The sequence below is a fragment of the Kribbella sp. NBC_01245 genome, from assembly GCF_036226525.1.
Lineage (GTDB): Bacteria > Actinomycetota > Actinomycetes > Propionibacteriales > Kribbellaceae > Kribbella.
Genome location: NZ_CP108487.1, coordinates 4,713,169 through 4,738,679, shown reverse-complemented (window position 1 = coordinate 4,738,679; position 25,511 = coordinate 4,713,169). Strand labels below are relative to the sequence as shown.

Here is a 25,511-nt window from a genome sequence, read left to right as displayed (position 1 = left end):
AACGCTGTCACCCGCCGGTCACGTCCACCTTCTCGTCCCAGCGAATGGGATGGTCGTACATCCAGGCATGCGCCCTCTCACTCGCGACGAACCGCAACACCACCGGCATCATCAGATCGCGGAACACCCGCGCCACCGGCCCGGCGACCTTGTTGTTGCCGCGCTTCCGCGCATACGCGACCACCTTCTCGACCCGCTTCCGCCGCAACCGCTCGTACGCCGCGAAGGCCGCCGCCGGGTCGGGGAGATCGCGCAGGCACTTGGCCAGCACGATCGCGTCTTCGAAGGCGAGCGAGGCGCCCTGACCGGCACTGGGCGAGGTGGCGTGCGCGGCATCGCCGATCAGCACCACCGGGCCCTTCGACCAGACCGGGCTGGTCGGGATGTCGTGCACCGGATGCGCGCCGATCCGGCCGGTGGTGTTCTCGATGATCTGCCGGATCAGCGGCAGGTCGTCCGCGAACAACTCGAGCGCCCGGCGCTTCCACGCCTCGGCGGGAACGGCCGCCAGCTCGGCAGTCGTCGCCTCCGGATGCGCGAGGTTGGCGAACCAGTAGATCTCGCCGTCCTCGCGCACCAGGTACCCGAAGAACGCGCGCTTGCCGAAGACGAAGTGCTGGGTATCGGTCGTCGGCGCCAGCCCTTCAACCCGGCTGTAACCGCCGAGCCCGACCAATCCGGTGTACGCCGGAGCAGGCGCGTTCGGGTCGAGCAACGCGCGCGTTCGCGAATGGATGCCGTCGGCCCCTATCAGTACGTCTCCCGTGGCCTCACTGCCATCCGCGAAACGTGCCCGCACACCGCCCGGCAGAACGTCGTACGACGTGAGCGCCTTGCCGTAGTGGACGTCGATGCCGCGGGCAACGGCCGTGTCGCGGAGCGCCTTCTGCAACTCGTTCCGTTTGAGGCAGACGCTCACCGTGCCGTCGGCCAAGCGGAGGCCGTTCGCGACGGTGCCGAGGTGGCGGCCGTTTCCGTTGACCATCACCATCCTCGGCATCGGATGCCCGTCCGCGAGAGTGGCGAGGTCGATGTCGAGGGCCTTCAGCGCTTCGAGCCCATTCGACGCAGTGTTCAGGAACAGCCCGGTGTGGTAGGCGGGTCCGGCGTACGCCTCGAACACGTCGGCCTGCCAGCCGGCCCGCTGCAGAGCCATCGCCATCACCGGTCCGGCAATACCCGCGCCAATGACGAGTGCCTTCATTTCTTTGCTCCTTTCCAGAGCAGGTCGGTGATGACCCAACGCAGGAAGTTCTTGCCCATCGGGCGTAGCCGGGTGTTCTGGAACGAGGTCAGCCGCCAGCCCGTCGGCGTCCGGATCGCGGTCAACGTCTGGATCGAGTCGCGCACGGGCGAGGGTTTGGTCTTGCCGCGCATGATCGTGCCACCTCGGCCGACCAGCACCGCGAGATCCGGATGCGGGAAGCGGACCTTGACCTCGCCGACGAGTCGCGTGCCCTTCAGGAACTTGTCGAACAGCTCCTGGTGGAAGGACGCCAGCTCCGCCTTGGTCGTGAAGGAGGTGCCGTCGAAACCGATGAAGTCGATGTCGTCGGTGAACGGCGCGGCGAAGGCGGTGCCGTCGCCCGCGTTCCAGCCGGCCAGGAACTGCGCGAACAGTTCGCGTACTTCTTTATCGTCCGTGTTCATCATGAAGCTCCTTCAGTGATCGTGATGGTGTCGGCGCCGCCGGAGATGAGCACTTCGTAGCCGCCGTCGGTGCCGGGGTCGAGACCGTTGCCGATGGCCCCTAAGTGGTTGTCGTCGAGGGTGATCTTGGTGGCGCCCTTGGCGAGGCGCAGTCGCACCGGTACGCCGCTGGGCCGTTCGATCCGCAGGTCTTTGACCGAGCCAAGCCGTACGACGCAGGGAGTCGGCCCGAGCTTCAGGTGCGCATGGGCTAGACCGGAGTGGAACGACAACGACTGCAACCGCAGGTCGGCTAGGTCGGCCGTGAGTTGGGCGCCACCGCCGTGGACGTCGATCGACCAGGTCAGGTCGCGAGCCAGCCGGACGGTGTTGGCGCGTGGGCGTCGCAGCAACCGCGCGCCGAGCGGGTACTCGACATGCACGTTGTGCTCGCTCGCCCAGACCACCGGCAACGGGGCTGCGAACTCGCCCTCGAGAATGCCGTCCAGCTCGTCGCCACCGGCCAGGTGCAACCCTTCCAGGCCGTTGTCGAAACTCAGTCTCGCCGTGTCCAGATCGGTCCGGCGTGGCACCACCACATGCGCCTCCCGGATGCCGGAGGAGGTTGCGTAGGTCATCTCGGTTCCTCTCGTTCGTTCAGTACTTCGAGAATGTTCCTGAGGTGCCGACCGACGCCTCGGTCAGATGTCCTAAGTACCTCCTCAGATCTCGCCCGAAAGACGTAGGCTGCCGCAATGGGCGAGCGGCGGTTCGTGGGGCGGCGGGACGCGTTGGCGCGGCTCGACGAGGCCGTACAGACGGCCGGCGCCGGGGTGCCGCAGGTGGTCGTCATCGGTGCCGACGCGGGCATCGGCAAGTCGACCCTGATGGCTCATTTCGCCGACCGCCTCGGTGAAGGCGACGCCCGGATCCTGCGCACGGCCGCCATCGAGCTCGGCACCCAAGGCCTACCCCTCGCGCCCGTGACCATGGCCTTGCGGCAGCTGCACCCGTTGCCCGAGGCTTTCCGCGACCTGGATCAACTACTGCCGGAGTACGCCGACGGGCAAGGCCTCGACCGGGCCCGGATGTTCGAGTTGTTCGGCGCGCTCCTGGGCCACCTCGGCGGCGAACGCCTGCTGGTCTGGCTCATCGACGACCTGCACTGGGCGGACCCGTCGACCCGCGAGCTGCTCGGCTACCTGGCTCGTACGCTCCAGGCCTCCCGTGTCCTGATCGTTCCGGCCTATCGCGCCGACGGGCTCGACCGGAACCACCCGCTACGCCCATTCCTCGCCGAGCTACACCGCCTCCCGGAGGTCGCGAAGATCGACCTGCCGCCCTTCACCCGCGCCGAGACCGCCGAACTCGTACGAGCAACGATCGGCCCGCGAGCCACGGACGAACTGATCGACCGAGTGCACCTGCGTTCCGGCGGCAACGCGTTCATGGCGGCCGAACTCGCCCTCACACCAGCCGGCGGCCTGCCCGACAGCCTCCGGGACCTCATGAGCGCGCGGATCGACCAGCTCGACGAGACCACGCGGTACGTCGTACAGCGGGCTGCCGTCGGTGGGCGGTCGATCTCGCATCCATTGCTGGCGGCGATCTCGGGTCTACCGGCGGCCGAGTTGTTCCAGGCGCTGCGGCAGGCGGCGGATCAGCGAGTGCTGCTGCCGGAAGGCGCGGGATACGCATTCCGGCACGGGCTTGTCCGCGAGGCGGTTCTCGACGAGCTGCTGCCCGCCGAGCGAACGGCCCTGCACCGGGTCTGCGCCGAGGCGCTCGAGGCCGATCCGGCTTTGGCCGAGCCCGAGCGGTATGCGGCCGAGTTGGCCTACCACTGGTACGAGTCGGGCAACGCGGCCAAAGCCTTGCCCGCGCTAATCAAAGCCGCCGACGAGGCCGGGCGCATCCCGGCGTACGCGGAGAAGGCGCAACAACTCGGCCGCGCCCTGAGTCTTTGGGACAAAGTGACCCCGGCAGGGCTGGACCGGCTGGCGTTGTACGAGCAGGCGATCGAAGCGGCCGGCTGGGCCGCGGATCCCTTGCAGAGCTTGGATCTGATCGATCGGGCCGTCGATCACACTGCTGATCCCGAACGGCTGGCGATGTTGTTCGGGCATCGTGGTCTGGCCCTGCACAGCCTCGATCGCGATGGCGCTCTGGTCGCGGCCGAGGAGGCGCTCGCCTTGTTGCCTGAGGCACCGACCTTGGGCCGCGCCCGAGTGCTAGACCTGCTCGCCAGTGTTTTCACCCTGCGCGGACGGACGACGGTCGCCATCGAGACCGCGACCGAAGCGGCCGAGATCGCCGCGCAGCTGGGTGATCGCCCACTCGAGGCCGCCGCCCGGACGACGTGTGGTTGGGCGCTCACCATGCTCGGCTCGTACGACGAGGGGCTCGCCGCGCTGGAGGTCGCCCGGCTGCGCGCCGATGGGGATCAGCGCCAGCTCGCCCGGGTGGACCTCAACCTCGCCACGGCGTACGAAGCGGCCGGCCGGTACGACGACGCGGTGACCGCCGCGCGGATCGGTCTTGCCTCGGCGCGCGCCTCCGGACTGCTCCGGGGATTCGGCGGAGTGCTGGCGGCCTGCCTGGCGACGGCCCTGACCGCGCTAGGCCGTTGGGATGAGGCGCTGGCGGCCGCAGCGGACGGCCTTGCCCTCGATCCGCCGGGGATGAGCGCGGCCGCGTTGCACACCGTACGAGCCGAGATCGCCTTCGGGCGTGGGGATTTCGCCGCCGCGCGGGAAGAACTGACCCTCGCGCGTTCGGTTGGCGGCGGTGCCTCGGATCTCTCGCCGGGGAGCCTGATGGCCGTTCGGCAGCAGGCGGAGTTGGCTCTTGCCGAAGGGCGTCCCGACGAGGCGCGCGCCACGGTCGCCGGTGCGCTGGGGATCGCGCTCGAGCGCGGAACGCCGCCGCACGCCTGGGCCCTCGTTGCCACTGGAGCGCGGATCCAACGGTTGGCAGGCGTACAACAAGAAGCGCTGGAGGAGACGGCCAAGGCGTTGCGGGCCGACTCGCCCGCGCTCGCGGCGTACCAGCTGCTTTTCGCGGCCGAGCTGTCCGGATCGAACTGGCCCGCCGTGGCAGCAGCCTGGGCGTCGATCGGCCACCAGCAACGTACGGCGGACGCGGAGGTGCTCGCGGCGGCCGAGGCGCTGGCCACCGGTGATCGCACGGCGGCCGCCGATTGGTTGCGGTCGGCAATGACCCGCTGCGACCAACTCGGCGCCGAACCGCTCCGCGGCCAGGCCGAAGCACTCGCCCGCGGCGGCCACCTCTCCCTGCCGACCACAGAGCCCCAACAGGAGAGGACAGCCGGCCTCACGGAGCGCGAGACCGAAGTGCTGCGCCTGGTCGCGGCCGGCCGGTCGAACAAGCAGATCGCCGACGAGCTCTTCGTCAGCGCCAAGACCGTCAGCGTGCACGTGTCGAACATCCTCGCAAAGTTCGGTGTCGCCAGCCGTGGTGAGGCCGCCGCCACCGCCCATCGCCTCCACCTCTTCGACTGACGCCGGTCTCTCCCTTCGGGAAAGTGTCGGTGGTAGCCGCCACCATTGGTGGAGTGTCCAGGTACCGGCTTGTCCCGACCCCGGCGCAGGAGACTGCGCTGCTGGGGCACTGCGGCCATGCCCGGTATGTGTGGAATTTGGGACTGGAACAACGGTTGATGTGGCGACCGGGACGGCCACCCACACCAGGGTATGTGGCCCAGGCGGCGCAACTGACCGAGGCGAGGGCGGCGGAGCCGTGGTTGGCGGCGGGGTCGCAGATGGTGCAGCAGCAAGCGCTGCGCGACCTGGACCAGGCGTGGCGAACCTATTGGGGCGGCACCCACCACAAGCCGACCTGGCGCAGGGCCGGCCAACATGAGGGATTCCGCATCGTCGGGTCGCAGGCCCAGCGGTTGGAACGGTTGAACCGTAAGTGGGGCCGGGTGCTGGTGCCGAAAACCGGCTGGATCAAGTTCCGCTGGTCGCGCAAGATACCCGACGCCAAGTCGTACCGGATCACCCGGGACTCGACGGGGCGTTGGCACATCGCCTTCGCCGCCATCCCCGACCCGATCCCGGCACCCGGGACCGGTGAGGTCGTCGGGGTGGACCGGGGTGTTGCCGTGTCGGCGGTACTGTCCACCGGTGAGCTGCTCGCGTGTCCCGGGCTGCGCGCCAGCGAGCAGGCGCGGCTGAAGCGGCTGCAACGGCAACTCGGGCGGTGCCTGCGCGGGTCGAACCGGCGCACCCGGATCAAGACAGCCATCGCTCGGCTGCGGGCGCGCGAAGCCGACCGGCGCAAGGATTGGGTCGAGAAGACCTCCACCCACCTCGTCCGCTGGTTTGACCTGATCAGGGTCGAGGACCTCAAGATCCGCAACATGACCCGCTCGGTTAGCGGCACCGTCGAGCAGCCGGGCCGCAACGTCCGGGCCAAGGCCGGGCTGAACCGGGGCATCCTCGCTCAGGGGTGGGGACTGCTTGTCACTCGGTTGGAGCAGAAAGCGCCGGGTCGGGTCGAGCGGGTCAACCCGGCGTATACGAGTCAGACGTGCGCGGAGTGCGGGCATTGCGCGTCGGAGAACCGCGAGAGCCAAGCGGTGTTCCGATGCGTTGTCTGCGGGCATACCGCGCATGCTGATGTGAATGCAGCTAGGAACATCGCGGCCGGACGGGCCGTGACTGCACGCCGAGGCACGAGGTCTGTGCCGTTGAAGCGTGAACCACATCTCGCTACCTCCGCGTAGTGGGATGATTCCCCCACCCTCAGGCAGGGGAGGACGTCAACGAGGTGCGATCTTCTGAAACCCGCCCAAGCAGGAGATAGGAGCCAAAATGCTGTCTCGTCGTTCTCTGGTCGCCGGAGCGGTGTCGGTCGCGGTAGCGCTGACCGGTGTCGCCTGGCCCAGCGCGGATCGCACGGCGGGCGGTGTGCACCTGAACCAGACCCAGTTCATCGGTGCGCACAACGCCTACCACCGCGAGCTTTCCGACGCGGAGAAGAAGATCCAGCTCAGCCAGGATCCGAATGCCGGCAACATCTGGTATTCGCACGCCTCGCTGCCCGACCAGCTCGGTGCGCAGAACATTCGCGCGCTGGAGCTCGACTTGTTCCCGGATCCGGCCGGCGGCCTCTACGCCAACCCGCTGCTGCGCCGCCTTGCCGGACTGCCCGCGCTGACCGATCCCGAGCTGGCCAAGCCCGGGATCAAGGTCATGCACATCGCGGACTTCGACTACAACACCACCTGCCGGTCCTTCGTTCGTTGCCTCCAGCAAGTGAAGACCTGGTCGGACGCGAACCCCCGGCACACGCCGATCGTGATCCAGCTCGAGCTGAAGCAGTCCGACCCGCGCATCGTCGCGGCCGGTGGTGCGCAGAGCCCGCCTTGGGACGCGACCCAGCTCAACGGCATCGACACCGAGATCCGGTCGGTCTTCGGGCCCGGCGACCTGCTCACGCCGGACGACGTACGACGTCCCGGGCTGACGTTGGAGCAGTCGGTGCTGACCAAGGGCTGGCCGAAGGTCGACGACATTCGCGGCAAGGTGATGTTCTTCTTCGACAACGGCGGGCCTGGTGCGATCCGGGACGCCTACCGTGCCGATCGGCCCAATCTGGAGGGCCGGGCGGTCTTCACGCGCGGTCCCGAGGGGCAGCCGGATGCGGCCGTCACGATGGTGAACGATCCGCGCGGCGCCAACGCGACCGAGATCCAGCGGCTGGTGCGCAAGGGCTACCTGGTCCGGACCCGCTCAGACGAGCCCATGAGCACGATCCTGACTAAGGACTTCAGCCGTGTCGGCATCGCGCTCGGCAGCGGCGCGCAGGTGGTGACGACCGACTTCCCGGTGGTCGGGATGGCCGCGCGCTACGACAGCGACTTCGTGGCGCAACTGCCCGGCGCGGTCGCCGTACGATGCAATCCTGTCGCGGCGGCGGCCCGCTGCCGCGACCACTCGCTACAACGGTAGGAGGCGTCGTGTCGGAGCATGTGGTGGACGTGGTGTGGGCCCGTGGTGAGCATGAGTTCACCTATCAGACCTACAGCCGGGATCACGAGTGGCGCTTCGATGGCGGTGTCACCGTGGCCGGCTCGGCCAATCCGGCGTACCTCGGTAGTGAGGCTCTGGTCGATCCGGAAGAGGCGTTCGTGGCGGCGTTGTCGTCTTGCCACATGCTGACGTTCCTCTCGATCGCGGCGAAGAAGCGGCTGGTGGTCGACTCGTACGCCGATCACGCGGTCGGTCAGATGGAGAAGAACGAGAAGGGCAAGCTCGCCATCACGAAGGTGGTGCTCAACCCGGAGATCGTGTTCGCGGGCGAGACGCCGGACGCGGAGGCGCTGGGGCGGATGCATCACCGGTCGCACGAGGAGTGCTTCATCGCGAACTCCGTGCTGACCGAGGTGACGGTCGCGGGCTACTGACAAATGAGAACGGCTGGTCACCCAGAGCCTCGCGCATGAGCTCCGGATGACCAGCCGGCCTACTGGCGACGAACAGACGGCGCGCGCAACAGGGGCGCCTCTAGCGACGTGCGACTCCCGTACGGTCTGACTCGGTGGGAAAGACCGGCCGGTGCGCCGCCTGTTCGTCGGGACCGGTTACCGCGTCATTCGGCGGCGACGTTGGGCCGGTCGTCTGGGCAGCCGGCATGGGCCGGCTCGGGCTGCGATTCGTTGCTGGCGGCATCGTCTTCGGCCCGGGGCAGTTGCACCGGTTCCGTCGCGATGGCCGTCATCAGTCGGTGGATCGTCATGCCCAAGAGACGGCTGGACCTAGGGTTCTATGACGCGGGTTTTGAATGTGACCTAGGTCACGTCTCGTCGAGACCGTCCGGCCGGAGCGGGACGAGCGCCCGCGCCTCGTCGTAGGTGGCGCCGGTGAGTTCGACCAGGTCGACGATGGTCGAGCGGATCTGGCCGAGGACGACGACGGCCGAGAGCGAGTTCGGCGTGGGCATCTCGGCGGTACGGCGGCCGAGCTCGCCGAGGATGCGGTGGGCGGCGACGCGGGCGTTCGGCTCGAACAGGGATTCCGCGATCAGCCGGGTGCCGTCGGCGAGGCGCTCCAGCAGGGCCGGGTACTCCGCGGGCATCCGTTCGTCCCGCCAAATCGACACGGCCGCCCGGCGGACCAGCACCCGGACATTGCGAATCGCCCGGTCGAGCGGGATGACCAGGTCGGCGATCTGCTGGACCCGCCCCTTATGCCTACGCCGGAACGGCGACATCCGGACGACAGCGACCCCCTCCGCCGCCGCGCTGCGGAGATCGTCGAGCAGGGATTCGCTGGCTCGCGCCCGGCGCAGAGCGTCTTTGGCCGCGTCCCCGTCGTGGGCCGCGAGGCTGTCGGCGGTTTCCAGCAGGATGGAGGCGAGTTCGTTGAGGACCTCGGTCGCCTGTTGGCGGGGACGGCGGATGGGTGCTACCGGCGCGATCGTGGCGGCAGCCAGGGCGACGGCGCCGCCGAGGGCGGCGTCCAACCAGCGGCTGAAGCCGGCACCGGGGTCGGGGAGAAGCGTGGTGACCATGGCGGCCTGGATGCCCGCTTGGGTGACCATCAGACCGCCAGCACCGAGGAGTACGGCGAGGCTCATGGCCAGTGCGACCACGAAGATGATCTGCCAGACGCCCGTGCCGAAGAAGTGGACGAACAGGTCGCCCACGCCTACTCCGACGGCCACCCCGACCATGACCTCGGCGACTCGGCGGAGGCGCTGGCCGAAGCTGAAGCCGAGGCAGACCATGGCGGCGACAGGCGCGAAGAACGGCATCTCATGGCCGAGGACGTACCGCGCCAGACCCCACGCGACGCCCGCGGCCAGGGCGCACTGCGCGACGAAGAACGCGCGGTCCTTCAGCCGGGTGACCCGCCGCCGAATCGACGCCCGAGACCGCCGAGCAGCCAACGGCGCCACGTCATCCCGAAGCTCCCGCAACTGCTCCAACGTCAACCGAACCGGATCCACGCCTACATCATCAACTACGCCGACTGGCGGTGAGGGTGCAGCCGTGGGCGGGAGTAAGGGTCACGTTGCGGGGTTTGGGGGGTTCGGGGGTGGGGTTGGGGGCGCGGAGATCATGGCGGGTGAGGGTGGCTCGGAGGATTTCGGTGGATTCGAGCAGGGAGAAGCCGGCGCCGAGGCAGCGTCGTACGCCGCCGCCGAAAGGGATCCAGGGGGCGGCCGGGTTGTCGCCGAGGAAGCGCTCCGGGCGGAACTCGTCCGGCTCGGGGTAGTGCGCCGGATCGCTGTGGACCAACCCGATGCCCGCCATCACCGTCGTACCTCTCGGCAACTCGTATCCACCGACCGACGTCGCCTCCGCCAGCCGCCGGCTCACCTGGTAGATCACCGGATGCCGCCGCAGCGACTCCTTCGTCACCGCCTCCAGATACTCGTCGTCACCATCCTGCGCCTTCCGCATCACGTCCGGCATCCTGGCCAGATCGTGGAACGCCCAGGCCAAGGACGTCGCCGTCGTCTCATGCCCGGCCAGGAGCAACGTGACGAGTTGATCCCGCAGCTCGACGTCCGACCACTCGCCGTTCTGCAAAAGCCTGGACAGTACGTCGGTACGCCCGGCCAGATCCGGGCTCACCCGTCTCGCCGCGATTTCGTCGTACAGGGTCGCGTCCGCCTCGCGTTGCGCGCCGACGTAGTGCCGCCAGGGCGGATACTTCAGCAGTCGCGGATAGAACCCGCCCAGCATGATGACGGGATCAACCGAGACGACCCGATCGAGCAGCGGCCGGAGCCGATCCAGCCGATCGCCGTCGGTCATCCCGAACACCACCTGCAGGATGATCTCGAGCGTGAGCGCGCGCATCCGGTCGTGCACGCGGAACGGCTGATTCGCCGGCCAACTCTCGACCTCGGCCACCGCGAGACGGGCGATCAGCTCGCGATAACCGCGCAGCGCGTGGCCGTGGAACGCGGGCATCAGCTGTTTGCGCATGCGCAGGTGGGCGTCTTCGTCGAGCAGCAGCAGCGAGTTGTCGCCCATGATCGGCCGCAACACCACATTGCCCTCGCCGGTATGTGCGGTGGTGATCGGCTGGGCGAACAACTCGCGGATATGGACCGGATCGCTGAGGACGACACAGACCCGGCCGCGCGGCACGATCCGGATCGTTGCCACGTCGCCGTATCGCCGCCGCACCGCGGGCAAATACCAGGCCCGGTGTCTGGCGAACATGACCGTCTGCACCATCATCGGCAGCCGTGGACCCGGCGGCAGTGCGCGGGCCGTTTCCCGATCGAGCGTGCGAGTGTCGAGCAGAGGCGTCGTCACCACTCCACGGTAGGCGGGACGCTTGCGTACGGCGACCCGGATGGACAAGGTGGAGGTATGACGGAGAACAACGGCGAGTACAGCGTCGACGACGAGAACCAGCTGCAGCCCGAGGACACCTTGGACGACCGCGGGGTGGCCGACGTGCTGGACGAGGGCTATTCCCCGGCCGAGAAGTGGTCACCGGCCGAAGGGTTCGGCAACACCGCGGAAGAGGCGCTGGAAGGGGAAACGCTCGACCAGCGGCTTGCCCAGGAAGAGCCCGAGCTCGACCCGTACGCCGAGGAGGACACCGAGAACGTCGGCGGTCCCGAGGTCGGCGGTGTGCGTTCCGGCCGGCTGGTCGCGCCCGACGAAGGCTTGTCGTCCGACGAGGACAGTGACCTGGTCGCCGAGGACGTCGGTATCGACGGCGCGGGCGCCAGCGCGGAAGAGGCCGCGGTTCACGTCGTGGACGAGGAAGACGATCTGTACGAGGACTGACCCGCCATTGCCGCGATGAGCCGCGGGAGTTGGTCAGGCTGGGCCGGGTCCAACCCCGTCAGCCGCCCGACCTGCCGGAGCCGGTAGTCGACGGTGTTCGCGTGGACGTGCAGCGCGGCCGCCGTACGACGCCGGCTCCGTCCTGTGTCGAGGTACGTCGGTGCCGGAGTTTGCGGCGGGCGGCGATGCGTGGATCCGTACCGGGCTCGCTCTCGTCCGGATGCGGTCCGACGGCCAGCCCGAGTACGACGACACCACCTTCACCGACGTACGCCGGAACTCACTCGCCTAACCCCTTTCCCGCGAGTGGTCATACGCGACCACTCGCGGGATAAAGGGGACTACGCGCGCTTGAAGCGGAACGTCAGGATCTGGAACGGGCGGAGCTCGAAGGAGACGCCGCCGTCGACCAGTTCGCGGTCGGCGAGTGGGCGCTCCAGCAGGTCCACCTCGGTCACCGAGGCGGCGGCGAATCCGGCGGTCAGCGTCGCCCGGGAGCGACCACCGCTGGACTCGTACAGCCGGACGACCACGTCGCCGGACTGGTCGTCGGCCAGCTTGACCGCCTCGACGATGACGTTTCCATTGTCAACGGCAACGATCGGCGCAGGCGCGGCCGCACCGCTGACGACACGTTCCGGCAGGTTGATCCGGTAACCCTCTTCGACGGCCTCCGGAATCCCCGCACCCACCACCAACGCGTAGTTGATGACGTGCACACCCTGGTCGGTCTGCGGGTCGGGGAACCGCGGCGCGCGAATGACCGACAGCCGGATGTTGGTCGTCGTACCACCGTCCTCGCGGGCCGTGCGAGTGATGTCGTGCCCGTACGTCGAGTCGTTCACCACGGCAACGCCGTACCCGGGCTCGCCCACGTGCACCCAGCGATGCGCCGCGATCTCGAACTTGGCCGCGTCCCACGAGGTGTTCTGGTGGGTCGGGCGGAAGATGTGCCCGAACTGCGTCTCCGAGGCCGAGCGATCCGCGTGGATGTCCACCGGGAAGGCCGCCTTGAGGAACTTCTCCGACTCGTGCCAGTCGACCGAGGTCTCGATGTCGACCCGCTTCGTGCCCGGGCGCAACCGCAGCGTCTGGGTGATGCTGGACCGGTTGAACGAGCGCTTCACCACGACCGAGGCCGCGCCGTCGCCATCCTCGTCCGGTCCGCTGAACTCGACCGAGTCGACCTCGGTGATGTCGCGGACGTTGTTCTTGTAGAACGAGTCGACGTCCCACGCATCCCACTGGTTCGGCGTGTCCACGTGGATCTGCAGCAGGTTCGCCACGTTGCCCGGGGCAACGACCTCACGCTCGGCCGCGATGTCGTACACCGAAGTGATCAGACCACGCTCGTCCACAGTCACGCGGATCACGCCGTTGTCGAGGACACCACCCTCGATCGTGACGGGCGCGTCATCGCTAATCCGGGGACCGGCACCAAGGGCAGCCACACCACCACGGCTATGCGGCGCCGCGTTGAACACGACCGGCTCGAACCCAACACCTGCCAGCGCCTTCAAAGAGTTGCCGATGATCGACTCGAGCTCCTCGGCGACCTTGGCGTACGTCGCCTCGGCCTCGCGGTGCACCCAGGAGATCGAGCTACCCGGCAGGATGTCGTGGAACTGGTTGAGCAGTACGACCTTCCAGAGCCGGTCGAACTCCTCATACGGATAGCTGTCGAGCTTGCCGGCCACTACCGCGCTTGCGGCCCATAGCTCGGCCTCGCGCAGCAGGTGCTCGCTACGACGGTTGCCCTGCTTGGTCTTGGCCTGAGACGTGTACGTCGCCCGGTGGATCTCCAGGTAGAGCTCGCCGGACCACACGGGCGCATTCGGGTACTCGGCCTCTGCCGCGCTGAAGAACTCCGTGGGCGACTCGATCGTCACCTTCGGGCTTGACTCCAGGTTGGCCACCCGACGAGCCGTCGCGACGAACTCACGGGTGGGGCCGCCGCCGCCATCGCCGTACCCGAAGGGCACCAGAGATCGCGTGGCCGAACCGTTCTCGGCGAAGTTGCGCTGGGCGTGGGCGAGCTCCCGGCCGGACAGGTCCGAGTTGTACGTGTCGATCGGCGGGAAGTGCGTGAAGACGCGGGTGCCGTCCAGACCCTCCCACCAGAACGTGTGGTGGGGGAAACGGTTCTCCTTGTTCCAGGAGATCTTCTGGGTCAGGAACCACTTGGAGCCGGACAACTTCACCAGCTGCGGCAATGCGGCCGTGTAGCCGAAGGAGTCCGGCAGCCAGACCTCTTGGGTGTCGATGCCGTACTCGTCCAGGAAGAACCGCTTGCCGTGGATGAACTGCCGCGCGAGCGCTTCACCGCCCGGCAGGTTGGTGTCGGACTCGACCCACATACCGCCGACCGGGACGATCGTGCCGTCGGCCACGGCCTTCTTGAGCCGCTCCCAGACCTCCGGGTAGTTCTCCTTCACCCACGCGTGCTGCTGAGCCTGGGAGAACGCGAAGACCAGCTCCGGGTACTCCTGCGCCAGCGTGGCGACGTTCGAGACCGTACGGGCCACCTTGCGCTTGGTCTCCCGCAGCGGCCAGAGCCAGGCGGAGTCGATGTGCGCGTGTCCGACGGCCGAGAGCTGGTGGGCGCTCGCATGGGCCGGACGGCTCAGTACGTCGGTGAGCTCCGCGCGGGCGTCCTCGGCGGTTCCCGCGACGTTCTCGTAGTCGAGGACGTCGAGCGAACGGCTGATCGCCCGGAGGATCTCCCGACGACGCGGCTCGCTCTCCGGCAGTTCCTTCTGCAGGCCGTCCAGCGCCACCAGGTCGAGGACGAGATCCCAGACCTGCGCGTGGAAGATGGCCAGATCGGCCCGGCGCAGCTCGTAGATGGGCTTACCGCCCGGCTTCGGCTTGCTGCCGAGGTCCTCGATCGGGGCGAACGCGTTCCAGCCGAGCACCTCGGGGTTCGCGGCGGCCTCGACGTAGAACTCGACCGAGTCACCCGGCGCGGCCGGATCGCCGTCGGGCCCGAGGATCGAGAGCGGGGCGTACGTCTGGCGCGGGTGCAGCCCCTTCAGCGGTACGCCGGCGGTGGTGTGCACGAGACCTTCCGCGGAGAAGCCCGGTCCGCCGCTGAAGCCGAGGTCGATGACCGCCTCGATCTCCTGGCCGGCCCAGTCCGCCGGGACCTGCCCGCTGAAGTGGAACCAGGCGGTACCCCAGGCAGGGCCCCACGGCGTACCGATCGCAGCCGGTTCGTAGTCGGCGGCGAGGGCCTCGGCGGGCGGCACGGGCTCACCCGGCGCGTGCCAGACCTTGATGTCGAGCGGTACGGCGGCGCCGTAGATCGCGGGGCGGATGCGCTCCTTCAGGGCGCGCTTGAGCCGCTCCTCGATGAGTGATCGGTCGTCGTGCACGAAGTCCTCCGGGGAATGGTCCTACCTATGTTCGTCGATGACAACGCTGTCACACCGAGGTGGGGCCCGTCTAGACGGCACGGATTCTTCTCGCGGGGAGGCGGCCGGGGCGAATGCCGACTACCCTCGCCCCATGGATCGCCGATCGTTCCTCGGTGCCGCCGTCGCCGGCGCCGCGGCCGTCGTGACGCCCGGGTGCTCCCGTGGCCGCTCCGACGAACCAGCCCCCTCGTTCGCAGCCAAGCTCGCCACCGGCAATGCCGATGGCGTCTACGACAAGTACGGGAAGGGTCTGGCCAAGCTCGTATCCGAGGTGACGGGCACGGAGCTGTCCACCATCCGGACGGACGGGTCGGTCGAGAACCTCAAACTGCTCGGGCAGAACGGCGGTGCCGATCTCGCCTTCAGCCTGGCCGATTCGGCCGCCGACGCCTACGAGGGCAGGGCGGGTTTCCTCAAGACCGGGGTGATCCCGATGCGGGCCCTCGCGCGCACGCACGACAACTACGTGCACGTGATCGTGCCACTCAAGTCGGAGATCGAGAGCCTGCCCCAGCTGGTCGGCAAGCGGGTCAACATCGGCTCCCTGAACTCGGGCACCTTGGTGGTCGCGACACGGCTGCTGAGCATGTCGGGCATCAAGTCGACCGAGTACATCCCGTCCCACCTCGATCTGAAGGCTGCGACGGTCGCGCTGCGGACGGATAAGATCGACGCGCTGATCTGGAGCGGCGGTCTGCCGACCGATCCGATCACCGACTTGCAGAGCCAACTGGGTTTCAAGCTGATCGACATCGGCCCGCAGGCCACGAAGGTGGCCAGCCGGCGAATCGGCAACTACGTGCTGACCCAGATTCCGCCATCGGTCTACGGCACGTCGAGCTCGGTCAACACCCTGTCCGTGCCGAACTACCTGCTCTGCCGGTTCGGCCTGCCCGACCCCTGGGCCTGGTGGACCGTCAACACGTTGTTCCGCCGCCAGGCCGACCTGACCAAGTTCCACGTCGAGGCCGGCTCGCTGGACCCGCGCTCCGCCATCGCCACCATGCCGGTCCCGCTGCACCCCGCCGCCGAGCGCTGGTACCGGGCCAACCACACCTAAAGCGGATCAGCGGCGGTGCTGGGCCTCCAACGGCATCAGCATCGGCGCCGGATCCAGCGCGGGCAGCCGGATCTCGATCACCAGGCCACCACCGGCGCCTGGCGTGGCCACCACGCGACCGCCGACCCGGGTCGCTTCCGCCCGGACGATGGCCAGGCCCAGACCCGTACCGGGCATCTCACGGTGGTGGGTGCTGCGCCAGAACCGCTCGCCGATCTTCTTCAGGTCGTTCGAGCTGAGGCCGAGACCGTGGTCGCGGACCTGGAGCACCACTTCGTCGGAATCGCGCAGCACCGAGACCTCGACCGGCGGCTGGCCGTACTTGGCGGCGTTGTCGAGCAGTACGTCGAGGATGTCGTCGATCTCGAGCTCGGACGCGACCCGGCCCGGCTGCATCTTGCCGACGATCAGCTCGAGGTCGTCGGCGGCGTACACCGCGGACCAGCCGACCAGCCGCTCGCCGACGGCCTCGGCCAGGTCCATGCCCTCGGCGTCGCTCTCGTCGACCGGGCGATCCGAACCGGCCAGCCGGGACAGCCGCTGCACGATCCGGCCGAGCCGGTCGATATCCGCGAGGGCGAACCGCGCGGTCGGCGACAGCCGGGACAGGCCTTCGATGTGGATCCGCGCCGAGGTCAGCGGCGTACGGAGCTGATGGGACGCGTCGGCCACGAACTCACGCTCGCGCTGGCGGGACTGGTTCAGGCTCAACGCCATCGAGTTGAAGCTGTCGCCCAGGCGCCGCAGCTCGGGCGCGCGGCCGTCCGTACGGACCCGGATGTCGAGCGCGCCACGGGCCACCTGGTGAGTCGCGTTGTCGAGGTCCTGGAGCGGGCGCAGCACCCAGCGGCTGACCGGCCGGACCACACCCAGCACGACGAGGCCGAGGCTGAGCAGCAGACCGCCGAGCACGACCAGCAGCCAGCGCTGTACGTCGGCGCGGCCCTCGTCGGTCGGGACCACCAGCACGGCGGCACCGAGCACGCGCCCGTTGTTCACCACCGGACGGGAGACGAGCATGTCGCCGGTCCGCCAGGGCCAGAGCGCGGGTGGTTCCTCGTTCAGCCGGCCGGCCAGGGTGCGGTCGAGCTCGGTCTTGAGTTTGGGCTCCTTCACGTTGATACCGGAACGCGAGGTGGCGATCACCCGCATATCGACGTCGACGATGAAGACCGGGGTGTTGTAGAGCTTGTGATAGCGCACGGCGAGCTGCCGAAGGGTCGCGATATCGCCCGACTGCAAGGGCGATTCGGCCACGTCGGCGAACCAGTCCGCGTCGTTGCTGCGGGAGACGAAGAGCGTGCGGGACGCGCCCGATGCCACGTAATTGGCCAACGGAAGGGAGGCGGCGATGGCCAGCAGGATGACCAACGGAACCAGGGACTGCAGCAGGCGGCGGCGCACGGATCAGTCCTCGGTCCTCAATCCGCGCCCAGGCGGTAGCCGACACCCCGGATGGTCTGGACGAGTTCCGGCCGGCCGAGTTTCGCCCGCAGGCTCGCCACGTGCACGTCCATCGTCCGCGACGAGGCCTCGAACACCGACTGCCAGGCGTACAGCGCGACCTGTTCGCGCGGCACCACCCGGCCGTGGTGGGAGGCGAGCACCGCGAGCACGTCGAATTCCTTCCGGGTCAGGGTGATCGGCTTACTCGCCACCTCGACCGTCCGGGCCTCGATATCCACGGTCAGGTCGCCGACCGTGACCCGCGGACGCGGCTGCAACAAGCCGGTCCGGCGTAGTACCGCGTCGATCCGGGCCAGCAGTTCGGAGATCGCGAAGGGCTTCACGACGTAGTCGTCGGCACCACTGCGCAATCCCCGGACCCGGTCAGCTGCCTCACCCCTGGCCGTGACGGCGATGACCGGAACGTCGGAGACGGTCCGGATCTGGCGGCACACGTTGATGCCGTCTCCGTCGGGCAGCCCGAGATCGAGTAGCACCAGATCGCCAGGGTCGGCGGCCAGTGCTTCGGCGGCGGTCCGCACGTGCGTGACCACCAGGCCATATCGTCTCAACGCAGGGATGAGCGCATTCGCGATGTCGAGATCATCCTCGACCAGCAAGATCCTCACGGCGCCGCTCATGGGGGTGATCGTAGGGCACCGCCGGTAAGACGTGTGTGTCAGATCTTGGTTAAGAGCCGATCTGTAATCTCCATGCCCTGAGTCGGGCACACCTAGCCTTCGGGCACAGGAGGGAGCGGAACGATGACTGTCGGTATCGGAGGTGGTGGCGGTAAAACGCTGTCCGAGGCCGACATCGCCGGGTTCGAGCAGGAACGTCCGGCGCGAAATCTGCACCGGGTCCTGGACCTGGCGGTGTCTGTCTGGTGTGCCGCCGTAAGTGTTGGCGTGCTGCTTCAGGTGTTCTTCCCGATCCCTACCGGCACGCAGTACTACCTTGTCCTCTTCCTCGCCGCCGTCCTGCCGATCACCCTGCTCTGCTACCGCGGCTGGAAAGTCCCCGCGGTGATGAACCCGTTCCGGAATCGCCCCCGTGTGGACGACAATCCAGGCGTGTTCGACTGGGTTCTGGCGGTTGTGTCGTTCGCGGCGGCCCTCTATCCGATCCTCGATTTCGACGGTTTCCTGGAGCGTCGGCAGGCCCCGAACACGCTCGACATCATCGCCGGGGCCCTGCTGTTGCTGCTGACGCTGGAGGCCTGCCGACGTACGACGGGTTGGGTTCTTCCGATCGTCAGCCTGGCCTTCATCGGGTACTCCTACTACGGCGGCTTCCTGCCGTACACGTGGTCTCTGGCCCACCAAGGATTCGACTTCTCGTCGATCGTGGCGCAGCTCTTCATGGGCACTTCCGGGTTCTACGGAACACCTCTGGCGGTTGCAGCGAGTTACATCGTGCTGTTCACGATCTACGGCGCGGTGCTCGACGCATCCGGTGCGGGAAAGTTTTTCATCGACTTGTCATTCGCGGCTTTCAAACGCAGTCGCACCGCTCCTGGCCGTACTGTCACGTTGGCCGGCTTCCTGCTCGGCACTGTGTCCGGATCGGGTACGGCGACCGCGGTGTCCCTCGGCACGGTCTCCTGGCCGATCCTGCGGAAGGCGGGCTATCCGGCGGAACCGGCGGGCGGAATGCTCGCGGCGGCCGGCATCGGCGCGATCCTGTCGCCACCCACCCTGGGCGCGGCGGCGTTCATCATCGCCGAGTACCTGCAGACGAGCTATCTGACCGTGCTGGGTTTCGCGGTCATCCCGACGATCCTCTACTACCTCGGCATCCTGCTCGCGATCGAGATCGACGCCCGCCGGCATGGCACCGGGGCGGGGGAGCCGTCGACCCAGTCGGCCGGCAAGCTGCTGCTGCGGTTCAGCTACCACTTCATCTCGTTGTTCGTGATCATCGGCTTCATGGCGGTGAACGTGCCGCCGTTCAAGGCCGTGGTCTACGCGACGCTGATCCAGATCGCGCTGTCGTTCCTGGACAAGGAGCACCGGCTGATGCCGGACCGGCTGTTCACCGCCTTGGCTCAGGGCACCCGCTCGGTGCTGCCGGTCGCGGCGACCTGTGCGGTGGCGGGCATCATCGTCGCGGTCACCACCCAGACCGGTCTCGGCCTCAACCTGGCGGAGATCATCGTCTCGGCCGCCGCCGCGGTGTCGGAGAACGCGACCGTGGTGCTGATCCTGACCGTGGTGCTGTCGGCGTTCGCCGTCCTGCTGCTGGGATTGGCCGTGCCGGTGACGGCGTCGTTCATCATCGCGGCGGTCATCATCGCGCCGGCGCTGATGCAGCTCGGCGTGACGCAGCCCGAGGCGTACATGTTCATCTTCTACTACGCCGTACTCTCGGAGGTGTCACCGCCGACCGCCCTGGCCGCGGTGGCGACGGCCGCGATCACCGGCGGCCGCGCGATGGCGACAATGTGGCAAGCGTGGAAGTACACGCTGCCCGCATTCCTGGTGCCGTTCGCGTTCGTCTTGACCGATAACGGCGCGAGTCTGCTCGGTCAGGGCGATCTGCTCGGTATGGTCTGGACACTGCTGGTCTCGGCGCTCGCGGTGGCTGCGCTGGCGATCGTGACCGGTGGCTGGATCGTGGTCCGGACCGGTTGGCTCGAGCGGGTCATCTGCGCACCGGCTGCCCTCTTGCTCCTGTACCTTGCGCCAACCACCATCGGTATCGGGCTAGGCCTGCTACTGGTCGCGTTGGTCATCAACCTCGGCCGGCGACAGCGCCTGCGGAGTACAACGGAAGGATCTGTCCCGACATGAGAATCCGTCGCCTCTCCACTGCGGTGGTCGCGATCGCCACGGCCATCACCTTGGCCGCCTGCGGTGGCCAACGTGAGGCGAACACCGGGGACGACCCCGCCGGTGGCCGTCTCACCATCGCGACCGGTAACACCACCGGCGTCTACTACCAGCTGGGTGGCGCGTACGCCTCGCTGATCTCGTCGAAGCTCGAGGGCTACCGCGCCACGGCCAGTGAGACCGGCGCCTCGGTGCAGAACATCCAGGGCCTGGCCGCGGGCAACTTCGACATCGCCTTCTCGCTCGGCGACACCGCTGCCGACGCCGTCAATGGCAAGGGCAAGTTCCCGGTCAAGCAGGAGGTCGTCGCGCTGACCCGGCTGTACTCCAACTACACCCAGGTCGCGGTGCGGGCCTCGTCCGGGATCAACACGATCGCCGACCTGAAGGGCAAGCGGGTCTCGACCGGTTCGCCCGACTCCGGTACCGAGGTGATCGCCCGGCGCCTGCTGGAGGCCGCCGGTCTCAACCCGGCCCGCGACATCACCGCCCAGCGGCTCGGTCTGCCCGAGTCGGTCGACGCGATGAAGAGCGGCACGATCGACGCGCTGGTGTGGTCCGGCGGTCTGCCGACCAGCGGTATCACCGACCTCACCACCAGCCTGGGCAAGGACGTCAAGCTGATCTCGCTGGCCGACGTACTGCCTGCCATGCAGAAGACGTACGGCGATGTCTACGCCGCGGGCGACATCCCGGCTGCGACCTACAAGCAGCCGGCCGACGTGTCTACGATCGTCGTACCGAACGTGCTGCTGGTTCGCAAGGACATGCCCGCTGATCTGGCGGAGAAGCTGACCAAGCTGCTCTACGAGAACAAGGACGCCCTCGTTCAGGTCAATGCCGCTGCCAAGGGCATCAAGCTCGAGGACGCCACCAAGGTCACCCCGGTCACGATGCACCCGGGCGCGCAGAAGGCGATCGACGCACTCGGCTGAGTTCCTTTCGGCCCACAGAGCCACCCTCCCCCGCAACACCAGGCGCAGCGGGGGAGGGTGTTCGCCGTTCTGGGCGATTCAGCTTTGACGTGGTTCCGTTTCTGCTTGGTCGGCTGCTTCTTTCTCGGCTGCTTCCTCGGCGCCCGGCATCATGTCGCCGCGGAGGTAGACCGACCACGCCGAATCGTGCTTGGGGTGGCGGTGGTAGTGCGTCGGCACGACCCGCCCCTCGGCGGCATCCCAGGTCCGGTCGGCCAGCCGCCAGGCCCGATGGGCCATTCGCCCGGCCAGGCCGGTGTGCGGTGAGACCGGGTGGGCCCGGGTAGGTGCGTGTTCCTCGGCGGTGAGCAGCCGCTCGGTGAGGTCGCTGATGTCCGGGCCGTCGAGTTCGGCCGACAGCATCGCGCCGTACTCGGTCTCGATCCGTTCGTGGTCGTCCATCAGCTCGTCGATCCGCTGCCACAGCTCCGTCTTCCGGAAGTGCTGCGCGCGGCCATCGCCGTAGATCCGGCCTTTCAGCCGGCGTAGGTTCTTCTCCAGCAGCCGGGCGTTCTCGACGTACGCCGTCACCTTGGATTTGCCGTCATCGAGGTCGCGGATCCGGGGGAGCAGGACGTCCTCCGCGGCGGCTAGGTGCTGGGCGGTGATCGCGTAGAACCAGTCGGTCTCGTGCCGCCGGTCGGGGGCGCCGGCGTTCGACCGGTGGGCCGGCATGGCCAGCTCGCGGATCATCAGGTGTTCGTAACTGAGGGCTTTCTCGAGCGTGGAGACCGACATCTCCGGTCACCTCCTGGGGGCTTTTGGTACACCTCCAGAGTGCGCCGCGGACGGTACCAGCGCAACTGCCCCGGTACCGTCCGTAATCACTCTTTGTAACCGCTAGTGTCCCGTTAACGGGACACTAGGCGTCTGAGCTCTTCTTCCAGAGGTTGACGCCGGCTTCGACCGCGTCGGCGTCGATGGCGGCCAGCTCTTCGGCCGAGAAACCCAGGTTCTTGACCGTGGCGAGGTTGTCCTCGAGCTGGGCCACACTCGACGCGCCGATCAGCGCGCTGGTGACCCGGTCGTCGCGCAGCGTCCAGGCGAGGGCCAGCTGGGCGACGGACTGGCCGCGCTGCTTGGCGATCTCGTTCAGCGCGCGGACATGTTTGAGCGTCTCTTCGGTCAGCATCTCGGTGCTGAGCGACTTGCCCTGCGCCGCGCGCGAGTCCTCCGGTACGCCGTTCAGGTAGCGGTTCGTCAGCAGCCCCTGCGCCAGCGGCGAGAACGCGATGACGCCGACCCCGAGCTCACCGACGGTGTCGAGCAGGTCCTCCTCGATCCACCGGTTCAGCATCGAGTACGACGGCTGGTGGATCAGCAACGGCGTACCGAGTTCCTTGAGAATCGCGGCCGCCTCTGCCGTCCGCTCAGCGCTGTACGACGAGATGCCGGCGTACAAGGCCTTCCCGGACCGTACGGCGGCGTCGAGCGCACCCATCGTCTCCTCGAGCGGGGTGTCCGGGTCGAACCGGTGCGAGTAGAAGATGTCGACGTAGTCCAGGCCCATCCGGCCCAGCGACTGGTCGAGCGAGGCCAGCAGGTACTTGCGGGAGCCGCCGCCCTGCCCGTACGGCCCGGGCCACATGTCGTACCCGGCCTTGGTCGAGATGATCAGCTCGTCGCGATACGGCCGGAAGTCGCGGGCGAAGTGCGTGCCGAAGTTGGTCTCGGCCGATCCGTACGGCGGGCCGTAGTTGTTCGCGAGGTCGAAGTGCGTGACACCGAGGTCGAACGCCCGGCGCAGGATGTCCCGCTGCACCTCGTTCGGCTTGTCGTCACCGAAGTTGTGCCAGAGCCCCAGCGAGATGGCCGGCAACTGCAGGCCGCTGCGGCCCGTCCGGCGGTAGGTCATCTGGTCGTCATACCGATCGGAAGCGGCTACGTAATCAGTCACGTCCGCTGAGTCTGCCATCTCCGGTGCCTGATTGCTCAACCGGTTCAGCATGTAAGCAGTTGGTCGGCCGGGCGCTCGGTCGGCGTGAAAGCCTGGGCGGGTGCGTATCGACTATTCCCCCGACCAGGTCGCCCCTCGGGCCTTCTACGCGTTGCTGAACTCCATCGTGGTGCCGCGACCGATCGCCTGGGTGTCGACGGTTTCGGCTGACGGGGTGGCGAACCTGGCTCCGCACTCCTTCTTCACGGTGGCGTGCGTGAATCCGCCGATGGTCCAGTTCACCTCGGTCGGGCGCAAGGACAGCCTGAACAACGTCGAGGCGACCGGCGAGTTCGTGGTGAACTTCGCGGCCGAGCCGTTGTTCGAGCGGGTGAACGCGACCGGGACCAACTTCCCGCCGACGGTGGACGAGTTCGCCGCCGTGGGGCTGACGCCGGAACCCGGCCTGACCGTCGCCGTACCCCGGGTGGCCGAGTCGCCGGTCGCGATCGAATGCGGCTTGCACACCACTTTGGAACTGGGCGACTCGACCGTGGTGATCGGCCGGGTACGCCACCTCGCGATCGACCCGGCCGTCCTGGACGGCGACCACCCGTCCATCGGTCTGTTGCGTCCTCTCGCCCGCCTCGGCAAGGACGAGTGGAGCACGATCGGCGAGGTCAAGACGATCGCCCGCATTCGGTACGCCGACTGGCCCGGGCACTTTTCGCCTGACAGCTAAGGAAATTCTTTTCTCGCGATCCGGCCCATCCGGTCGTGGAGGTGCTCCGAAGCACCCGCATGACCAGGGCGAAAGCACACCACACGACCACGCCAGACCGCTCCCGTCGGCTGGGTGCTCTGGGTGGTCTGGGTGGTCTGCTCGCCGCCGGAGCTGGTCTTGGCCTCGGTGAACTGAGCGCTGCGCTGGCGGGTGGCACCTCACCCGTCGTCGGCGTCGGCACGCAGTTGATCGACCGGGCGCCCGGCCCTGCGAAGGACTGGGCGGTCAAGAACCTCGGTACAGCGGACAAGCCCATCCTGATCGGCGGGGTGCTCCTCGCCGTCGCGGGTTTCGCCTTACTGGCAGGCTATCTCGGCGTACGACGCCCCCGATTGGCCTTCACTATGACCGTTGCCCTGGGCCTCGCGGCGATCCTCGCGGCGGCAACCGGGCGAAGCCTCGCGGGCAATCTCGTCACTCGCCTGCTGCCGGGTTTCGTCACCCTGGTGGTCGCGTCGATCGGCATCCTCCTCGTGCTGCGAGCGCTCGGCCATCGGCAACTCTTTGCTCGAGGCAAGCAATCCGCGCCGGTCGTCGCTGATGCGGCTGCTCCGGAAGGTTTCGATCGACGTGGGTTTCTCGCGACGGCGATGGCGCTTGGTGTGGCCGGTGTTGGTGGATTCGGGGTCTCTCGGTTGGTGCCGGGTGGTACGGACGAGTCGGTACGAGCCGGCATCCGGATTCCCCGGCCAGCCAGTGCCGCACCGCCTTTGCCAGCAGGGGTTTCGGTCGACGTCGACGGGGTGAGCCGCTTCGTCACGCCGAACAAGGCCTTCTATCGCGTCGACACCTTGCTGACCGTGCCGAAGGTCGACCCGCGCGACTGGGAACTCCGCGTTCACGGCATGGTCGATCGCGAACTGCGGCTGTCGTTCGCCGACCTGCTCGGCCGCCCGCTGGTCGAACGCGACATCACCCTGACGTGCGTTTCGAACGAGGTCGGCGGCCCGTACGTCGGAAACGCGCGCTGGATCGGCGTACCGATCGAGGAGATCCTCAAGGAGGCAGGCGTACGCCCCGGCGCCGACGCGGTCAAGTCGACCAGTGTGGACGGCCTGACCATCGGCACTCCGCTCGCGGCCTTACGGGACGGCCGGGATGCGCTGTTCGCCCTTGCCATGAACGGCGAGCCGTTGCCCTTCGACCACGGCTTCCCGGTCCGGATGGTCGTGCCTGGTCTGTACGGATACGTCTCGGCGACCAAGTGGATCGTCGACTTCGAGGTCACCCGTTTCGCCGACTTCACCGCCTACTGGACCGAACGCGACTGGGCCGTCGAAGCACCCATCAAGACCTCCTCCCGAATCGACGTACCCAAGGCTTTCGCGACCATCAAGGCCGGTGCCGCGGTCGCCGCCGGGGTGGCGTGGTCCCAACGTCGCGGCATCACCAAGGTCGAGGTTCAGGTCGACGACGGCGACTGGCAGCCCGCGAACCTCGCCGCCGAGGCCTCCATCGACACCTGGCGCCAATGGACCTTCCAGTGGAACGCCACCCCGGGCAACCACAAACTCACCGTCCGCGCCACCGACGGCGACGGCCAACTCCAAACCGCCGACCGCGCCCGCCCCCGCCCCAACGGCTCAACCGGCCAACACAACGTCGTGGTGACCGCCGAATGACCACCCACCACCGCGCCCACCACCGCGCCCACGCCCGCGCCCACGACCGCGCCCCACGCCGCGCCCCACGCCGCGCCCCACGACCGCGC

The 25,511-nt window shown here is 68.1% G+C and carries 22 protein-coding genes and 1 pseudogene; 11 read left to right on the top strand and 12 right to left on the bottom strand.

Annotation, left to right across the window (positions count from 1 at the left end; all coding sequences use genetic code 11):
* Nucleotides 1-7 precede the first annotated feature (7 nt).
* Genes OG394_RS21215 through OG394_RS21205 form a run of 3 tightly spaced genes read right to left on the bottom strand, consistent with a single transcriptional unit; the run spans nt 8 to nt 2,267 of the window.
* On the bottom strand, nt 8-1,204 hold the full coding sequence (locus OG394_RS21215) for an FAD-dependent oxidoreductase (RefSeq protein WP_328988749.1): 1,197 nt from the start codon (nt 1,202-1,204) through the stop codon (nt 8-10).
* Nucleotides 1,201-1,650: an SgcJ/EcaC family oxidoreductase gene (locus tag OG394_RS21210; RefSeq protein ID WP_328988748.1), complete on the bottom strand. Its 450-nt coding sequence runs from the start codon at nt 1,648-1,650 to the stop codon at nt 1,201-1,203. Before OG394_RS21210 ends, OG394_RS21215 begins: the two co-directional genes overlap by 4 nt.
* Entirely contained in the window at nt 1,650-2,267 is a 618-nt protein-coding gene (locus tag OG394_RS21205) for a hypothetical protein (RefSeq protein WP_328988747.1), read from the bottom strand. The genes OG394_RS21210 and OG394_RS21205 overlap by 1 nt, the downstream gene beginning before the upstream one ends.
* 117 nt (nt 2,268-2,384) lie before the next feature.
* On the opposite strand from OG394_RS21205, the gene OG394_RS21200 reads away from it, so the two are divergent.
* The 4 genes from OG394_RS21200 (at nt 2,385) to OG394_RS21185 (ending at nt 8,062) form a co-directional block, all read left to right on the top strand.
* Nucleotides 2,385-5,150, top strand: coding sequence for a helix-turn-helix transcriptional regulator (locus tag OG394_RS21200; RefSeq protein ID WP_328988746.1), 2,766 nt, complete (start codon nt 2,385-2,387; stop codon nt 5,148-5,150).
* Between the two features lie 23 nt (nt 5,151-5,173).
* A complete protein-coding gene (locus tag OG394_RS21195) occupies nt 5,174-6,379 on the top strand; it encodes an RNA-guided endonuclease InsQ/TnpB family protein (RefSeq protein WP_328988745.1) in 1,206 nt (401 codons plus the stop codon).
* 88 nt (nt 6,380-6,467) lie between these two features.
* Nucleotides 6,468-7,607 (top strand): phosphatidylinositol-specific phospholipase C1-like protein, encoded by a 1,140-nt coding sequence (locus OG394_RS21190; protein WP_328988744.1) that lies wholly within the window; start codon nt 6,468-6,470, stop codon nt 7,605-7,607.
* Between the two features lie 8 nt (nt 7,608-7,615).
* Nucleotides 7,616-8,062: an OsmC family protein gene (locus tag OG394_RS21185; protein ID WP_328988743.1), complete on the top strand. Its 447-nt coding sequence runs from the start codon at nt 7,616-7,618 to the stop codon at nt 8,060-8,062.
* A 185-nt stretch (nt 8,063-8,247) separates the two neighbouring features.
* On the opposite strand, the gene OG394_RS21180 is transcribed toward OG394_RS21185, so the two are convergent.
* The 3 genes from OG394_RS21180 to OG394_RS21170 are packed head-to-tail and all read right to left on the bottom strand — an operon-like array spanning nt 8,248 to nt 10,930.
* A complete protein-coding gene (locus OG394_RS21180; protein ID WP_328988742.1) occupies nt 8,248-8,394 on the bottom strand; it encodes a hypothetical protein in 147 nt (48 codons plus the stop codon).
* A gap of 57 nt (nt 8,395-8,451) precedes the next feature.
* Nucleotides 8,452-9,606 carry an FUSC family protein gene (locus OG394_RS21175; protein WP_328988741.1) on the bottom strand — a complete coding sequence of 385 codons (1,155 nt, stop codon included), beginning with the start codon at nt 9,604-9,606 and terminating at the stop codon, nt 8,452-8,454.
* 10 nt (nt 9,607-9,616) lie between these two features.
* Complete coding sequence (locus OG394_RS21170; RefSeq protein WP_328988740.1) at nt 9,617-10,930, bottom strand: cytochrome P450; 1,314 nt, start codon at nt 10,928-10,930, stop codon at nt 9,617-9,619.
* A 57-nt stretch (nt 10,931-10,987) separates the two neighbouring features.
* Between OG394_RS21170 and OG394_RS21165 the strand changes: the two genes are divergently transcribed.
* Nucleotides 10,988-11,413: a DUF5709 domain-containing protein gene (locus OG394_RS21165; protein ID WP_328988739.1), complete on the top strand. Its 426-nt coding sequence runs from the start codon at nt 10,988-10,990 to the stop codon at nt 11,411-11,413.
* Here OG394_RS21165 and OG394_RS21160 read toward each other — a convergent pair.
* A pseudogene (locus OG394_RS21160) lies at nt 11,374-11,559 on the bottom strand (helix-turn-helix domain-containing protein); the annotation flags it as partial. The gene OG394_RS21165 and the pseudogene OG394_RS21160 overlap by 40 nt on opposite strands.
* A 14-nt stretch (nt 11,560-11,573) precedes the next feature.
* On the opposite strand from OG394_RS21160, the gene OG394_RS21155 reads away from it, so the two are divergent.
* Entirely contained in the window at nt 11,574-11,705 is a 132-nt protein-coding gene (locus OG394_RS21155) for a hypothetical protein (protein ID WP_328988738.1), read from the top strand.
* A gap of 49 nt (nt 11,706-11,754) precedes the next feature.
* On the opposite strand, the gene OG394_RS21150 is transcribed toward OG394_RS21155, so the two are convergent.
* Complete coding sequence (locus OG394_RS21150) at nt 11,755-14,787, bottom strand: alpha-mannosidase (protein WP_328988737.1); 3,033 nt, start codon at nt 14,785-14,787, stop codon at nt 11,755-11,757.
* 133 nt (nt 14,788-14,920) lie between these two features.
* Between OG394_RS21150 and OG394_RS21145 the strand changes: the two genes are divergently transcribed.
* Nucleotides 14,921-15,889 carry a TAXI family TRAP transporter solute-binding subunit gene (locus OG394_RS21145; protein ID WP_328988736.1) on the top strand — a complete coding sequence of 323 codons (969 nt, stop codon included), beginning with the start codon at nt 14,921-14,923 and terminating at the stop codon, nt 15,887-15,889.
* 6 nt (nt 15,890-15,895) lie between these two features.
* On the opposite strand, the gene OG394_RS21140 is transcribed toward OG394_RS21145, so the two are convergent.
* Nucleotides 15,896-17,293 (bottom strand): sensor histidine kinase, encoded by a 1,398-nt coding sequence (locus tag OG394_RS21140; protein WP_328988735.1) that lies wholly within the window; start codon nt 17,291-17,293, stop codon nt 15,896-15,898.
* A 17-nt stretch (nt 17,294-17,310) separates the two neighbouring features.
* Entirely contained in the window at nt 17,311-17,976 is a 666-nt protein-coding gene (locus OG394_RS21135; RefSeq protein WP_328988734.1) for a response regulator transcription factor, read from the bottom strand.
* A 123-nt stretch (nt 17,977-18,099) separates the two neighbouring features.
* On the opposite strand from OG394_RS21135, the gene OG394_RS21130 reads away from it, so the two are divergent.
* A complete protein-coding gene (locus tag OG394_RS21130; RefSeq protein WP_328988733.1) occupies nt 18,100-20,127 on the top strand; it encodes a TRAP transporter permease in 2,028 nt (675 codons plus the stop codon).
* Complete coding sequence (locus OG394_RS21125; protein ID WP_328988731.1) at nt 20,124-21,101, top strand: TAXI family TRAP transporter solute-binding subunit; 978 nt, start codon at nt 20,124-20,126, stop codon at nt 21,099-21,101. Before OG394_RS21130 ends, OG394_RS21125 begins: the two co-directional genes overlap by 4 nt.
* A 78-nt stretch (nt 21,102-21,179) precedes the next feature.
* On the opposite strand, the gene OG394_RS21120 is transcribed toward OG394_RS21125, so the two are convergent.
* Nucleotides 21,180-21,878: a hypothetical protein gene (locus OG394_RS21120; RefSeq protein WP_328988730.1), complete on the bottom strand. Its 699-nt coding sequence runs from the start codon at nt 21,876-21,878 to the stop codon at nt 21,180-21,182.
* 124 nt (nt 21,879-22,002) lie between these two features.
* The gene (gene mgrA / locus OG394_RS21115; protein WP_442914219.1) at nt 22,003-23,055 is read right to left on the bottom strand and encodes an L-glyceraldehyde 3-phosphate reductase; all 1,053 of its coding nucleotides are present in this window, start codon (nt 23,053-23,055) and stop codon (nt 22,003-22,005) included.
* An 82-nt stretch (nt 23,056-23,137) separates the two neighbouring features.
* Here mgrA and OG394_RS21110 point away from each other — a divergent pair, with 82 nt between their 5' ends.
* Together OG394_RS21110 and OG394_RS21105 are read left to right on the top strand one after the other, a co-directional pair.
* On the top strand, nt 23,138-23,758 hold the full coding sequence (locus OG394_RS21110; protein ID WP_328988728.1) for a flavin reductase family protein: 621 nt from the start codon (nt 23,138-23,140) through the stop codon (nt 23,756-23,758).
* Between the two features lie 59 nt (nt 23,759-23,817).
* Nucleotides 23,818-25,422 (top strand): molybdopterin-dependent oxidoreductase, encoded by a 1,605-nt coding sequence (locus tag OG394_RS21105; protein ID WP_328988727.1) that lies wholly within the window; start codon nt 23,818-23,820, stop codon nt 25,420-25,422.
* Nucleotides 25,423-25,511 lie beyond the last annotated feature (89 nt).